The sequence below is a fragment of the Pseudoxanthomonas sp. GW835-FHT14C01 genome, assembly GCF_058793715.1.
Map to the genome: position 1 here is coordinate 1,356,066 of NZ_JBXAGB010000002.1, position 12,609 is coordinate 1,368,674.

Annotated in this window: 13 protein-coding genes and 3 pseudogenes; 6 read left to right on the forward strand and 10 right to left on the reverse strand. The window is 62.3% G+C overall.

All coding sequences use genetic code 11. The annotated features are described in order from the left end of the window. Positions 1–3 precede the first annotated feature (3 nt). The 4 genes and pseudogenes from AC1Q5B_RS13095 to AC1Q5B_RS13110 form a co-directional block, all read left to right on the forward strand. Positions 4–834, forward strand: coding sequence for a hypothetical protein (locus AC1Q5B_RS13095; RefSeq protein ID WP_492632041.1), 831 nt, complete (start codon positions 4–6; stop codon positions 832–834). A 151-nt stretch (positions 835–985) separates the two neighbouring features. Then, a complete protein-coding gene (locus AC1Q5B_RS13100) occupies positions 986–1,447 on the forward strand; it encodes a hypothetical protein (protein ID WP_492632042.1) in 462 nt (153 codons plus the stop codon). Positions 1,448–1,627: 180 nt separating this feature from the next. Continuing rightward, positions 1,628–2,341: pseudogene (locus tag AC1Q5B_RS13105) on the forward strand (IS30 family transposase); the annotation flags it as partial. Between the two features lie 6 nt (positions 2,342–2,347). Next, positions 2,348–2,824, forward strand: a pseudogene (locus AC1Q5B_RS13110) (IS3 family transposase); the annotation flags it as partial. Positions 2,825–2,857: 33 nt separating this feature from the next. Here the strand turns inward: AC1Q5B_RS13110 and AC1Q5B_RS13115 are convergent. From AC1Q5B_RS13115 to AC1Q5B_RS13145, 7 genes and pseudogenes are all read right to left on the reverse strand, one after another. After that, positions 2,858–3,960, reverse strand: a protein-coding gene (locus tag AC1Q5B_RS13115; protein WP_454259061.1) for an IS3 family transposase whose coding sequence is annotated in 2 segments (ribosomal slippage) — positions 2,858–3,702 and positions 3,702–3,960 — 1,104 coding nt in all. Because the reading frame shifts where the segments join, the coding sequence is not laid out codon by codon here. A gap of 4 nt (positions 3,961–3,964) precedes the next feature. After that, positions 3,965–5,953: pseudogene (locus AC1Q5B_RS13120) on the reverse strand (xanthine dehydrogenase family protein molybdopterin-binding subunit); the annotation flags it as partial. Continuing rightward, positions 5,946–7,007: an FAD binding domain-containing protein gene (locus AC1Q5B_RS13125; RefSeq protein ID WP_062351738.1), complete on the reverse strand. Its 1,062-nt coding sequence runs from the start codon at positions 7,005–7,007 to the stop codon at positions 5,946–5,948. The gene AC1Q5B_RS13125 and the pseudogene AC1Q5B_RS13120, both read right to left, overlap by 8 nt. Next, a complete protein-coding gene (locus AC1Q5B_RS13130) occupies positions 7,004–7,564 on the reverse strand; it encodes a (2Fe-2S)-binding protein (protein ID WP_062351740.1) in 561 nt (186 codons plus the stop codon). The genes AC1Q5B_RS13125 and AC1Q5B_RS13130 overlap by 4 nt, the downstream gene beginning before the upstream one ends. Positions 7,565–7,664: 100 nt before the next feature. Further along, the gene (locus tag AC1Q5B_RS13135; protein ID WP_062351743.1) at positions 7,665–7,949 is read right to left on the reverse strand and encodes a hypothetical protein; all 285 of its coding nucleotides are present in this window, start codon (positions 7,947–7,949) and stop codon (positions 7,665–7,667) included. A gap of 49 nt (positions 7,950–7,998) precedes the next feature. Further along, positions 7,999–8,367 (reverse strand): hypothetical protein, encoded by a 369-nt coding sequence (locus AC1Q5B_RS13140; protein WP_492632043.1) that lies wholly within the window; start codon positions 8,365–8,367, stop codon positions 7,999–8,001. A gap of 80 nt (positions 8,368–8,447) precedes the next feature. Then, positions 8,448–9,404, reverse strand: a complete 957-nt coding sequence (locus AC1Q5B_RS13145; protein WP_492632044.1) for a DNA-binding protein — start codon at positions 9,402–9,404, stop codon at positions 8,448–8,450. Positions 9,405–9,509: 105 nt separating this feature from the next. Here AC1Q5B_RS13145 and AC1Q5B_RS13150 point away from each other — a divergent pair, with 105 nt between their 5' ends. After that, positions 9,510–10,592, forward strand: coding sequence for a site-specific integrase (locus tag AC1Q5B_RS13150; protein WP_492632045.1), 1,083 nt, complete (start codon positions 9,510–9,512; stop codon positions 10,590–10,592). A gap of 24 nt (positions 10,593–10,616) precedes the next feature. Here the strand turns inward: AC1Q5B_RS13150 and AC1Q5B_RS13155 are convergent, their stop codons facing one another. Further along, on the reverse strand, positions 10,617–10,844 hold the full coding sequence (locus AC1Q5B_RS13155; protein ID WP_492632046.1) for a helix-turn-helix domain-containing protein: 228 nt from the start codon (positions 10,842–10,844) through the stop codon (positions 10,617–10,619). 249 nt (positions 10,845–11,093) lie between these two features. On the opposite strand from AC1Q5B_RS13155, the gene AC1Q5B_RS13160 reads away from it, so the two are divergent. Further along, positions 11,094–11,894 carry a hypothetical protein gene (locus AC1Q5B_RS13160; RefSeq protein ID WP_232310165.1) on the forward strand — a complete coding sequence of 267 codons (801 nt, stop codon included), beginning with the start codon at positions 11,094–11,096 and terminating at the stop codon, positions 11,892–11,894. On the opposite strand, the gene AC1Q5B_RS13165 is transcribed toward AC1Q5B_RS13160, so the two are convergent. Next, positions 11,891–12,115, reverse strand: coding sequence for a hypothetical protein (locus AC1Q5B_RS13165; RefSeq protein WP_062351756.1), 225 nt, complete (start codon positions 12,113–12,115; stop codon positions 11,891–11,893). The two genes, AC1Q5B_RS13160 and AC1Q5B_RS13165, sit on opposite strands and share 4 nt — an antisense overlap. Before the next feature lie 71 nt (positions 12,116–12,186). After that, complete coding sequence (locus AC1Q5B_RS13170; RefSeq protein ID WP_062351759.1) at positions 12,187–12,582, reverse strand: H-NS histone family protein; 396 nt, start codon at positions 12,580–12,582, stop codon at positions 12,187–12,189. Between the last annotated feature and the right edge of the window lie 27 nt (positions 12,583–12,609).

Below are 12,609 nucleotides of genomic sequence, written 5' to 3' on the forward strand. Positions count from 1 at the left end.
CGAATGAACAGTCAGAACCCCCTGAGGAACCTCCGTTTTCTTCAGGCGGGCTTGGCCATAAAACATATCGAGGAACAACTTGTCATGCGCGGTTTCGGCGCATTCAAGGTCCTTCAAGAGCGTCGCCTTATGTTTTCCACACAAGAGGAAAGCCAGGAGCTCGATCGGTACGACGAGGAGCGTGCTGCTGAAATACTGTCCGCAAAGAAAGATTCAGGAAGCCCGATGGGTGCGGGGGACGGCTACGTCTCCTCCTATCTAGATGGCTTGAGAGCAGCTGCTAGTCAGGGGAAAAGCCTTCTCCCTCCAGAGCGTGCTCTACAAGTGTTCAAAGCTAACGGCACTGTTGCTCAAGAACGTGCGAGTATGATCGCAGAGCGTGCCCGAGCCACTTTCAGGTCGGAAGCTCTTGCTCGCTATAACGACATCTGCTTTTCAGGCGACGCCGACGTGGTTGCTGCCATCTCAAGCTATGTAAAAGAAAATGCCGGTGTTTTCTCAAGTATCAAAAAATTCGTCGATGGAAGGGTGGTGTCTACGTTCGCGATTGGTGATTCAGCTTGCATGGCATTCGGACTCAGCGCGAAGCCTTCCGTTCGTGAAGGTCACGCAGTTTTGTTATGGATGCCATGGTTAATCGAACTTCCAGCAAAAAATGCTCTCGGGATGCGATTCCACGAGCTTGAATCTTCAGGAAAACCTGTCGATGTTAGATCCGCAATTGATGGCTTCAGGATCTACGATGTTTCCGAATCTTCTGCAGAGCTAACTCACGCCTTTAGCGCTTATGTGACAGCAACCCGCATCGTGGTTGAACACGCAACGCAGGGCTGAGTCCATCGGCCTTGCAAACTCGTTATGTGCCATGCCAAACGAAGCACTGGCTTCCCAAACGCTTGGCGGAGGTGCCCAGTTCATTTGGCGACATTCACCAGTCTATTTGGCGCCAGCGGCCAAATGGCTGGCCGTATGCAGGGAAAGTAAGATGCGTAAGATAGCGTTTGTGGCCGTCGTAGCGGTCCTACTCGGTGGCATCGCGTACGCAGCAGTTACGCTTTTCTCCGAGCAAAACAGTACCGTTGCCCGTTGTCAGCATCTTGTTGACCAGCTCAAAGAAAAACGTCTCGACGCCTCCCTTGAGAGCTGGTTCGATGAGCACAGATCCAAGTGGGAGGCGTCCGAAGATAGACCTTTACCTCGAATTCCGCTTGGAAAAGGGCATTTTACTGTGGCTCCACCATCCTTCATGTTGGATCTGGGTATTGGGCCCAACTCAGAAGCTCAAGTGCTTGTTAGCAAAGATGCGATTGCGACAGTCCAGCTTGTAGATTCAGACGCCCAGAGCATCATCATCTCCGCAGATCCGGATCGCTGGTACGGCTGGAACGTCCACAACCTTCGACCCGTGAGTAGTCGCGTGGCGGTCGTATGTCCAGTACGCGATTAACTGAGATAACTCATTGTCGGGTACTCAGCGGCAGGTTGGGTGGCTCTGAGTTGCAAGCTCGTTACGTGATCCGGCGAACGAAGGAATGACTGCCCAGATGCTCGGCGGAGGTGCCCAGTTCATTTGGGGACACTGCCCAGTTCATTTGGCGGCCGTGCCCAAATGGCTGACTGTATGTAGTCGCCGGAACAGATCGCCGGCTGGCTTAAGCTGAGGTTCCCGCTCAACCAGGCACTGCAGGTGTCGCACGAAACGATCTACCGGAGCTTGTTCATCCAGGCGCGCGGCCTGCTCAAGAAGGAACTCCTGGCGCACCTGCGCACGCGTCGCCGTATGCGCCACTCAAAGCTGGCCACCGCGATGCCTCGCGGCGGGATCATCGACGCGGTATCGATTCGGGAGCGTCCGGCGGAGGTCGAAGATCGCGCCGTGCCAGGGCATTGGGAGGGTGATCTGATCACGGGCAGCAACAATTCCCACATCGCGACGCTTGTGGAACGGCACTCGCGCTTCGTGATGCTGGTGAAAGTGAAGGGTAAGGACACCAACAGCGTCGTCTCGGCGCTGAGCCGGCAAGTGAAAACACTGCCAACCGCGCTGCGAAAATCGCTGACGTGGGATCGAGGCGGTGAGATGGCCAGCCACAAGAACTTCACCGTGGCGACCGACACGCAGGTCTACTTCTGCGATCCGCAAAGCCCTTGGCAGCGCGGTTCGAACGAAAACACCAATGGCCTTCTGCGGCAGTACTTCCCCGACGGCACGGATCTATCCCGCCATTCGCAGGCATTCTTGAACAAGATCGCCAGACGTCTCAACGAAAGACCTCGTAAGACCTTGGGCTTCCAGACGCCAGCCGCTAAGCTGAGCCAAGCCGTTGCGTCGACGGGTTGAACTCACCGCCGCGTACTTTGCCAAGGGATAAGGGCGAAGTACGCGTTCATGCAGGCGCATCTGGACGAGTTTCGCGTGGCAAGCATGTGTCGTGTGCTGGGCGTGCAGCGCAGCGGGTTTTATGCGTGGCAGCGCCAGCCGCATAGCGATCGCCATCGCGAGGATCAACGTCTTCTTGGCATGATCAAGCAGGCGTGGCTGGAGAGCGGTACGGTCTACGGCTACCGCAAGGTCACCGACGACTTGCGCGACTTAGGCGAGGCTTGTGGCAAGCATCGCGTAGCGCGGCTGATGAAGAAGGAAGGCTTGCAGGCGCAGGTGGGTTACGGGCGTCGTCCGCGGCCTCGTGGTGGCCGGGTCTCGACAGTCGCGCCGAACCGCCTGGATCGGCAGTTCGACGTGGTTGCGCCCAACACGCACTGGGTCACCGACATCACCTACATCCGCACGCACGAGGGCTGGCTGTACCTGGCAGTGGTGCTCGCGACGTCCCCCCACTTTCAGTAGCGGGGTGATTTAGAGTCCGGGGTTACTGTAGCCGATCTCGGCCAACTGCTTTGCGTAGGCGGCAGGCGTCAACCCGCCGAGTGCTTTCTTCGGTCTTTCCTCGTTGTATTCGCGGCGCCACGTTTCGATCACCGACCGAGCCTGCAGTAGGCTGGTGAACCAGTGCTCGTTGAGGCATTCGTCGCGCAGGCGGCCGTTGAACGATTCGACGTAGGCGTTCTGGTTCGGCTTGCCCGGCTCGATCAGCCGCAACTGCACGCCGCGCTCGTGTGCCCACGTCACCATGGCTTTGCCACAGAACTCCTTCCCGTTGTCGGTCCGGATCACCTTGGGCAGGCCGCGACTCAAGGCCAGACGATCCAGCACCCGCGTCAACCGGTAACCCGAGATCGCCCGCTCGACTTCGATGGCCACGGCTTCGTGAGTGGCGTCGTCAACGACCGTCAGGCACTTGATGACCCGACCATCGGCCGTGCGGTCGAACACGAAATCCATGGACCACACCTGGTTCGCCGCCGTCGGCCGCAAGAGCGGCTGCCGCTCGCCGACCGGTACCTTCTTGCGCTTGCGCCGTCGTACCTGCAGTTTCGCCTCCTGGTACAGCCGCTCCACGCGCTTGTAGTTCACGAGCCGTCCTTCCTGTCGAAGCTTGAGGTGGATCATCCCAACGCCGTAGCGCTTGTGCCGCTGCGCCAGCGCCAGGATTCGCTCGCGCAACTCGACGTTGCGATCCGGTCGCGGCGCGTAGCGCAACGCGCTGGCGCTCATGCGCACCACCGCCAGTGCCCGCCGTTCACTCAGCCCCTTGTCCATCAGATGCCGCACCAGCTCGCGTTTCGCCGGTGCGGTCACCACTTTTTTCGCAGCGCCTCGCGGGTCACCTCGTTTTCGAGTAGCGACTCCGCCAGCAGCTTCTTCAGCCGGGTGTTCTCCGTCTCCAACTCGCGCAGGCGCTTGGCATCCGGCACGCTCATGCCGCCGAACTTGCTGCGCCACAGGTAGTACGAGGCTTCACTGAACCCGTGCCGCCGGCACAGGTCCTTCACTGCCACGCCGGCTTCGGCCTCGCGCAGGAAGCCGATGATCTGCTCGTCCGAAAAACGCTTCTTCACGTCCAATCTCCTTGGGTTGAGGGATTGGACTCCAGATCGCCGTGCTACTCAAAACCGGGGGGACGTCGGCACTCACCACGCGGGTAACACGTACCGTGCCCAAGGCCTCGTCTACGCGCACTTCGCAAAACACCGCCGAATGCGTGGCCCGCGCGTACTTGGACTGTTCGCGCTGGTTGGGCAAAAGCAGGTAACTGGCCTCGATCGTGTCGTCCTTGGCTAAGGCCATCAGCTGAATGATAGAGATCGCTGCGCCGCCATCCTTACGCCGCAGCATGCCTTCCGAGCACTCGACGTCCTCGCCCTTACAGCCCCGGAAATCCCCTTCCCGATCCCGCTTGGCCAGTTTCAACAGCTCGGCTCGCAGCTTGTCGCAGACGCCTTCGATCGCCGAGCCCACGGTCGCCACATGGGCGGATCCGCCCTCCACAGGTGCAACAGGCAAAGTCGAGTCGCCTAGTCGGAAGGTGACCTGCTCAAGAGGCAGTCCCATAGCATCGGCGGCGATCTGTGCCATCACCGTATAGGTGCCCGTCCCAATGTCAGTGGCCGCGCTGCTGACCACCAGCCGGCCCTCACGATCCAAGACCGCCTTGCCGCGGGCGAACATCTGCAAGGCATCCCACGTGCCGGTTGCCATGCCCCACCCCACGTACTCGGTCCCTATCTTCCGGGCTCGGGTTTCCAGCGGCCGGTCCGCCCATCCGAATCGCTCAGCCCCTAGCGCAAAACATTCCCGAAGGGCTTTGGAGGAAAAGGGCTTGTCTTCGGTCGGGTGGACATCGGCGTAGTTGACCAGCCGAAAATCAAGCGGGTCCATGCCGACCTCATAGGCCATGGCATCAATGGCGACCTCCAAAGCATGTACGCCGTGCGCCGCGCCGGGAGCGCGCATGTCCATCGGCGTAAAGCGGTCCAGATCCACCAACTTGTGCGACAGCCGAATGTTGTCACAGGCGTACAACTGCCCTGACCAGTTCACTACTACTTCGGAGTAGTCCTCTACCCGGGAGGTTTCGGTCAGCGCGTCGTGCTCGATGGATTGCAATCGCCCTTGGCCATCAGCCGAGAGCCGAATCTGTTGCCAGGTTTCGGGTCGGTGCCCGAAGGTAAACATCTGCTGGCGTGACAACACCACGCGCACGGAGCGGTCCAGGTGTTCGGAGGCCATGACGGCCAGCAGCAATGCATAGTTGGGTCGAAGGCCCGAGCCAAAAGCCCCGCCGACAAAGGCATTACGCACCGTGAGACGAGACTTGGGAATGCCTAGCGCGTGCGAGGCATACCAGCGGCAATTCTGAGATCCCTGCGTCTTGTCATGAGCCACCATGCGCCCTTTGGCGTCTCTCACCACGGTCGTAGCAAAGAGCTCCATGGGATTGTGATGTTGGGCCTCCGCGTAGGCGGTTGCCTGGATGTGGAACGGCGCGTTGTGCCAGGCTGCCGAGGCATCCCCTTTCTCCTTCGGCGGGGGCTTGAAGCCAAACTTCAACCCCTTGGGTGCATGGCCTTTGTCCAGATGGGCGCGAAGTGACGTTTCGTGGGGCTCGGTTTCCACGTCCACACGAACCAGCATGGCCGCGCGACGGGCGGCTTCGAAGGTCGTCGCCACGACCAACGCGACCGGCTGCCCGCTGTAGAGCACACGATCATCGTAGAGAGGACGAAACGGTTTGCCGCCCGGGGCAACCATATCCTTGTGAAACAGCCGCGCTGAGCGCATGGACGGGCGACGCTCGTGCGTCAGCACGTCCAAGACACCTTCGACCGCCAGCGCGGCGTCGAGATGGATGGCAGTGATCCGGCCTTTGGCCACGGCCGTATTGACCACCACGCCATACGCCAAATCTTGTGCAGGAAACTCTGCCGCATACCGTGCCTGACCGCGGACTTTGGCAGGTCCATCGATGCGGGTGAGTGGCTGTCCTTTGCGGACATGCCCTGTACCGGGCGCCGCGACGGGCGTAGGGAGATCGTCCAGCGCCTTAACCATGTGGGCGCTCCTTACCTTCATTCGTGTGCGCGGTGTCGTTGGTCACCGTGCCTCGTGCGGCGACGGTGATACCACGCGCAATCAACCGGCGGGCCAGTTCAATCTTAAAGTCATTCCCCCCCTGCCCCACAGCGCCGTCCAAGATGCGATCGGCCACGCGGTCCAGTACCGCTCCACTGGGACGCTCACCGGCCAGCAGTGCCTCCGCTTCCTCAATGCGCCAGGGCTTGTGGGCAACCCCGCCCAGGGCAATGCGTGCCGATCGCACGGTGCCGTCGTCGAACAGATCCAAACCCACCGCAACGGAGACCAGTGCAAAGGCATAGGAGGCCCGGTCCCGAATCTTCAGGTAGACCGAATGGGCAGCGTAGTCGTTGGGCGGAATCACAATGGCGGTGATCAGGGCATCGGCAGGCAACTCGGTGTCATGCTCTGGGTGCTCGCCCGGCAAGCGATGGAACCGAGAAAACGGAATGAGCCGCTTGCCTGCCTCTTCCTCCACTTCAACCAGCGCACCCAATGCTCCCAGCGCCACACACATGTCAGAAGGATGGGTGGCGATACAGGCCGTGCTGGCGCCCAATATCGCGTGCTGCCGTGTCACTCCCCCGATGGCGCTGCAACCGCTGCCGGGGGCGCGCTTGTTGCAAGGCAATGCCACATCGTAGAAATAGATGCAGCGCGTGCGCTGGAGCAGATTTCCGCCGTTGGTAGCTGCGTTGCGGATTTGCGGTGATGCGCCGGCCAGGATCGCCGACGCCAGCAACGGGGCATGTTGGCTGACCAGCGGGTGGTATGCCGTGTCGGCGTTATGCGCCGTGGCCCCCAAGCGCAAACCCTCCTCCTCAGACCAGGTGATGCCCTTCAGGCCAACATCGGCAATGCTGACCAGGCGCGGCGGTTGGGTAACGCCTGCCTTCATCAGGTCCAGCACGTTGGTCCCCCCGGCCAGGAACTGCGGACGCGTAATGCGAGGCTGGTTCGGGTTGATGGATCCGAGCGCGCGTCGAGCCGCTGCCGTGTCTGTTGCGCCAACCAGGTCGAAGGGATTCATGCCGGCACGCTCCCCACCACAATGGGTTGATTGGGATCACGACTCTGGTCGATGCCTGCCACCTCGCATACGGCCGTCGTGATCTGCGTGTAGGCCCCGCATCGGCAAATGTTGCCACTCATCAACTCTCGGACATCATCCCGCGTACGCGCACGCCCCTCATTGATCAGACCGACGGCCGAACACAGCTGGCCCGGCGTGCAATAGCCGCACTGAAAGGCATCGTGTTGGAGAAACGCCTCCTGTAGGGGGTGTAACACCTCACCTTTGGCCAAGCCTTCAACCGTGGTGATGGCCTTACCGTCTTGCAAAGCGGCCAGCAGCAGGCAGCTATTGAGCCGTCTGCCATCGATCAGCACGGTGCAGGCGCCACATTGCCCGTGGTCGCAGCCCTTCTTGGTCCCTGTCAGACCCACCTGCTCGCGCAGTACATCCAGCAGGGTCGACCAGGCTTGAACGTCCAAGGGGTAGGCATGGTCGTTGACGTGGAGAGTGATCGGGTGGCGGCTGGGGGCGCCGGGGGCGAACTGATCCTGGGGCGTGCCTGCGATGGTCATGGGGGCCTCCTGATGCCCTGCACAGTGGCCCCGCCGGAGTGAAGACGGGGCGAACTACCTTGTTCTCGGAGGCGGTGTCCTCGTGGCCGCTAGCGCTAGCTCACAACGGGATGGGCGGGCCGCGCTTTACTTCCTGACCATCGAAGACCATCTCGTACCCCTCATGGAAATCGAACGCACGCACCGTGCCGGGCGATGCCACGCGGCTCAGGTAATAGGACAGACTTTCCTTGTTGAACCAGGTCTTGGCCACGAGGCTGGAGGGCACTTTGGATTCGTCAATGGCCGCATACCGGCTCGTCGGCACCCGATAGAACGATGTGGGAATCTCGACGCCCCGGGCTTGGCAGAAGCGCTCGATATGGTGTCGGTAACGTTGCTTCATGCGCTACCGCCTGGCGGTTTCATGGGTGGCCAGCAACACCTCTGCCCATTCACGCGCGTGCATCCTCGGCCGCAACCTCGTATTGGATGACCCAGAAATCATCCACTTCTGCCAACCAGTCCGAATGCCTTTTCCCCACGGTGCCGTGACGGCGTACGGCCACGTGGAGTACCACCGTCTTTCCTGCGTAGCGCTCGAGCACATGAAACTCGAAGGTGCCGTGATCGCTCCATGCGGAGACCGCTACGGTGTCATCCCCAACGGCAAAGCCATACAGCACATCCCCCGAGGCCACGGCTTCAATCTGCACGACGGTGCCCACCTCAAGCTTGGGGCGTCCCCCATTCCCCAGAGTCGTTACCCACTGATGCCCTTGGTTGTCGCGGACGTTATCAAGCTTGGCGATAGCGGTGCTCATGCACCGCATTGAACCTGCGCTGCCGCATAAATCAGGTGAAGCTTAGCGGGACGGTGTCGTAGGCACCGGCGTGATTCCGGTTAGCGTGCACGCGCCGGAGTCTTGCTGGCGCGCTTGGTGGGTCCAGACACCGCTGCTTTAGCGCCGGGGCGCTTGATGGGGCGACTGCGTGCTTGCGACAGACGCGCTTCAAGCGCGGCCGGTAGTTCGGCCAAACGTGCCAATTGCTGCTCCAATGCCTGCGCCCGGCCGCGTAGTTCGCTGGCCTGCTGCTCCGCCGCCGCGCTGGCGGCGCGGGCCTCTTCGCGCTGCTGCCGCAGCAGATGCTCGCGCTCTTGGGCAGCGCGCTGGTCTGTTGACCCTTGCACCCGCAGGTCCTTGCTCTCCTGTCGCGCTCGATCGATCTCGGCGTGGGCGCGATCCTCCACCGACCGCACGTGCTCGGCCATGGCGTCGCGCTCGGCGGTCCATGAAATCTCGCGCTCGGTGGCGGTTCGATGCGCCAAGTCCAGTTCGTGTTGCAGGCGGTCCGCGCGCTCCTGCTGAGCTAGGCGTTGTCCGGTGAGCTCGGCGATCTGTGCGTGCTGTGCCTCAAAGGCGTGCTGCAGATCCACCAGCCGCTGCTCGGCAAGCTCGGCCCGCTGGGTGGCCCGGCCCGCCTGCTCGACGAACTCACCCACCCGTGTTTCCCGGGCATGGTCTTGCGTCATCAACTCTTGGCGAAGCTGCTCCACCTGCCGGTGAGCATCGGCCACACCTGCCTGCGCGTGGCTGTCGGCCGCCGCCAATGCCTGCTCCCACAGCTGCTGGGCGAGCTGTCCTACCGCATCGGGCGCGGCGGGTATCGCGATGGCCGTGGTGTGACGGGCCACTCGCGGGCCTAGCGCCTGCCACCACGTCTCTAGCCAGCGTGTCACGGTGTTGGGCGAACCGGTTCCCAGGTGGGCGCGGATGCGCTCCACCGTGGGTCGCTCCCCGGTCTGCAGGATGGCATCAGCTGCTGAGTGGACGTCGTTTTCGGTAATGCCCCGGGCCATGACGCTCTCCGACTACCAGTAAAGGGGTGTTCGTGCTTTACTTCCGATAAGGGATAGTTATCGGAAGTAACATCACTGTTTCGTATTGCAAGATACATACTACATATGAAATCTAGCATACTCGCCCCCGTTCCTGCCGATGCCCCCTTACTGGCCCCTGATCGGCTCGCCCATCAGGCCCGCCAGGCGGTGCAGGAGCTGCTGGCCGAAGCGGCCGCGCTCAACACCACGCGCAGCTACGCCAGCGCCCTGCGCTACTGGGCTGCCTGGTTCCAAGGCCGCTTTGGCCAGCCCATTGCCCTGCCCGTCCCGGAGCCCGCCGTGGTCCAGTTCGTCGTCGACCATCTGGCCCGCCGCGGCAAGACAGGATTGGTATGGGAGTTGCCGCCCACGTTGGACGCCCAGCTCGTGGCCGCGGGCCTGAAGCAGAAGACCGGTGCCTTCAAGCTCAGCACCGTCGTGCATCGCGTGGCGGTGCTCTCGGCAGCCCACCAGGCCCGCAAGGCGGCCAACCCGTGCGAGGCACCGGCCGTGCGTCAGTTGCTCAAACGTGGCCGGCGGGCGTCGGTCAAACGCGGTGAGCGGCCCCACAAGAAGAGCGCCATCACCCGTGCCGAACTTGAGGCCCTACTGGCCACCTGTGACGACTCGCTCGAGGGACGGCGCGATGCGGCGCTGCTGCTGTTTGGCTTTGCCAGCGGCGGGCGTCGGCGCAGCGAGATCGCCGCCGCCGACTGGCAAGACCTGCGCCGTGTCGGGCCTGCAGCATTCATCTACCGCCTGGAGCACAGCAAGACCCAGCAAAGCGGCCCCGGCGCTAGCGCCACGCCAGATAAGCCGGTGCTCGGTCGTGCCGGCGCTGCGATGGAAGCGTGGCTAAGTGCCGCTGGCATCACCGAGGGCGCCCTGTTCCGCCGCCTCTGGGGCGAGCGTGTGGGACCGGCGCTGTCGCCCAAGTCCGTGGCGGCCATCGTGCAGCGGCGTGCCGTGCAGGCCGGGCTGGAAGGGGACTTTGGCGGGCATAGCCTGCGCTCGGGGTTCATTACCGAAGGCGCTCGCCGGGGCATCGCCCTGCCCGCCCTCATGGCGCTGAGCGAACACCGCTCCGTGGCTCAGGCGATCGGCTATTTCCAGGCCGGTGATGTAGCCCACAATCCGGCCGCCTCGCTGATGGAGCCCGATGCCTGAGGGCCTGGGACGCGTGCTGCTAGGTCAGCGTGGCGTTTTCCGACTGCCGCCGGCCAGCTCGATGCTTTTGAGTAATGCCTTCTTCTTGCGCACGGAAAGCCCGTTCCACTGCAGCAGCAGCTGGGCCAAGAGCTCGTCTTCGGTGTAAAGCAACGCCGCCGGCACGCCCAAGACCTCGGCCAGCTGCTTGGCGGTCTTGAGCTGGGGCTCATGCTTGCCCCGTTCGTACTGGTTGATACGCGGTGAGGCCACGGCGGGGTCCTAGCCGGCCAGGATGCCGAGCTGTCGTTGGGATAACCCGGCTCTTTCCCGCGCCAGCGCCAAACGCCGCGCGAAAACCGGAAGTTCTGCCGTCCGCCTGGTCACTTTCGCCCCCTCAAGGAAGGCATAAGGATGGCGAAGTGACGGACGCTTGGATACTAAGATATTCTTAGATGGTAGGCAACGCGATGAAGGCCTCCTGCATCGGGCTGCGCCCCTTCCGGCCGGTGTGTTGGACCCATGAAAAGAACAAAGCCGGTTCGTGCCGTCCCGCCGCGTCCGGATGCGCCGCTCATTCCAGACGTCATCCACCTCGGCGGCCGGGGCGCGCTCTACCTGCTTGCCTTAATCCAAGCTCACCACTCCCCTATGCGGTTGGCACCCACGGTCGAGGGCACGCAGTCCGTGCTCACGGTGCTGGGAACGCTCGGACTGATCCGGGTGGATCTGCCCGGACAGTGCGATGGTTTCCCCGTGGTCGGTGGGGAAAAGCAGACCTGGACCTATACCTGGTCGTATGCGCCGCTGGAAGAGGTAGAGGAGCAGCTGCGGACGTACTTGGCCACCCAAGCGCACGAAAGCGCCTTGGCTACCACCTGGCTGCGGGTGTGGCAGGAACTGCTGCCCCAGGAAATCCATGCCTACCTGCAACACCAACTGCGCATCCATCACTTTAGCGACGTTTATCTGGCAGGCCTGAGCGCGCTACTGGAGCCCAACGATGCCCGCTACGGCTTGGGCCACTGGCGCTATGCGTGCTGGGCGACGGTCCGCAGCATGGCCTCGGTCTGCCTGCAGTACCCCGGCAATGCTGAGATACTCAAATACACCCTGGCCAGCGAGCTGCCGCGGCGATTGAAACTGGCGCAAGGCTCCTACGAGGGCAAGCTGTGCTTCTCGCCCTCACACTCGTTACCCGATAGCGCCCTGACGCGCGTGTTCACCACCATTGCCACGGCGCTAGGGGACCAATACTGGATAGCACCGCCTACGCTAGAGTCGATAATGGAGGGTGTGCAACAAGGGCGAGCCACCCGCTAATCAGGGCGCCGGCCCCATCCCTGTTCGCGCGCCTCGCTCAACGCAGCGCGTTCGGCGGCCTCTTCGGAAGGGTGGAATCCCACCGTGATCCCATGGAACCGGGCGGACCCGGCTCCAGTGGCAAAGCTGTAGCGCGCCTGCCAGTAGGCGATGTCAAAGTTGGTTCGCTTTTGCTCGGAGCTGAGCTCCAGCGCCGCCCCGTTATCGACGATCGTTTTCATGATTCACTGGCCAGAACCGCCTCCCCCGCAAATTCTAAAAACAGCGGCCGATCAGTTTCAAGCCCCCTGCTTTAGCCGGGGAACTTGGGAAATTTCTCGTTGGGATGGCGTGCCTTCCATTCCTTGTAGGCGGCCGTGCCCTCCCAAGCCGTAAAGGCCCGCGGGGGGCGACCGCGACCGGTCCAGGTTTCGCCGGAATGTGGCAACCAGTACTTGGGCGCAATGTCCTTGCTCGGCGCCGCCTTTTTCGCGCGGCCGGGGCTGGCGGATCCAGCCGCGGTAACGATGTCGACTTTTTGCTTGGCCGTGAACAACGCTCCGTACTGGGCCAGCAGACTCATCACCTCGGCGTAGGCATCGCTGGATTGCTGCTGGCGCAGCTGCACTTCTTGCTCTTCCAGCTTTCGCAGTTCTTCCTCAAGCTGGGCTTTGGCAGAGGCGATGGAGTCCAAGGTCGGCTTGCTCATTAAAATCTCTTGTACGAACGCCAGGCG

Bases quoted from the DNA above. Each gene is read 5' to 3' on its own strand.
- AC1Q5B_RS13100 (WP_492632042.1), top strand. From the start codon at position 986: ATGCGTAAGATAGCGTTTGTGGCCGTCGTAGCGGTCCTACTCGGTGGC.
- AC1Q5B_RS13135 (WP_062351743.1), bottom strand. From the start codon at position 7,949: ATGAAGCAACGTTACCGACACCATATCGAGCGCTTCTGCCAAGCCCGG.
- AC1Q5B_RS13145 (WP_492632044.1), bottom strand. From the start codon at position 9,404: ATGGCCCGGGGCATTACCGAAAACGACGTCCACTCAGCAGCTGATGCC.
- AC1Q5B_RS13130 (WP_062351740.1), bottom strand. From the start codon at position 7,564: ATGACCATCGCAGGCACGCCCCAGGATCAGTTCGCCCCCGGCGCCCCC.
- AC1Q5B_RS13165 (WP_062351756.1), bottom strand. From the start codon at position 12,115: ATGAAAACGATCGTCGATAACGGGGCGGCGCTGGAGCTCAGCTCCGAG.
- AC1Q5B_RS13170 (WP_062351759.1), bottom strand. From the start codon at position 12,582: ATGAGCAAGCCGACCTTGGACTCCATCGCCTCTGCCAAAGCCCAGCTT.
- AC1Q5B_RS13125 (WP_062351738.1), bottom strand. From the start codon at position 7,007: ATGAATCCCTTCGACCTGGTTGGCGCAACAGACACGGCAGCGGCTCGA.
- AC1Q5B_RS13150 (WP_492632045.1), top strand. From the start codon at position 9,510: ATGAAATCTAGCATACTCGCCCCCGTTCCTGCCGATGCCCCCTTACTG.
- AC1Q5B_RS13160 (WP_232310165.1), top strand. From the start codon at position 11,094: ATGAAAAGAACAAAGCCGGTTCGTGCCGTCCCGCCGCGTCCGGATGCG.
- AC1Q5B_RS13140 (WP_492632043.1), bottom strand. From the start codon at position 8,367: ATGAGCACCGCTATCGCCAAGCTTGATAACGTCCGCGACAACCAAGGG.
- AC1Q5B_RS13095 (WP_492632041.1), top strand. From the start codon at position 4: ATGAACAGTCAGAACCCCCTGAGGAACCTCCGTTTTCTTCAGGCGGGC.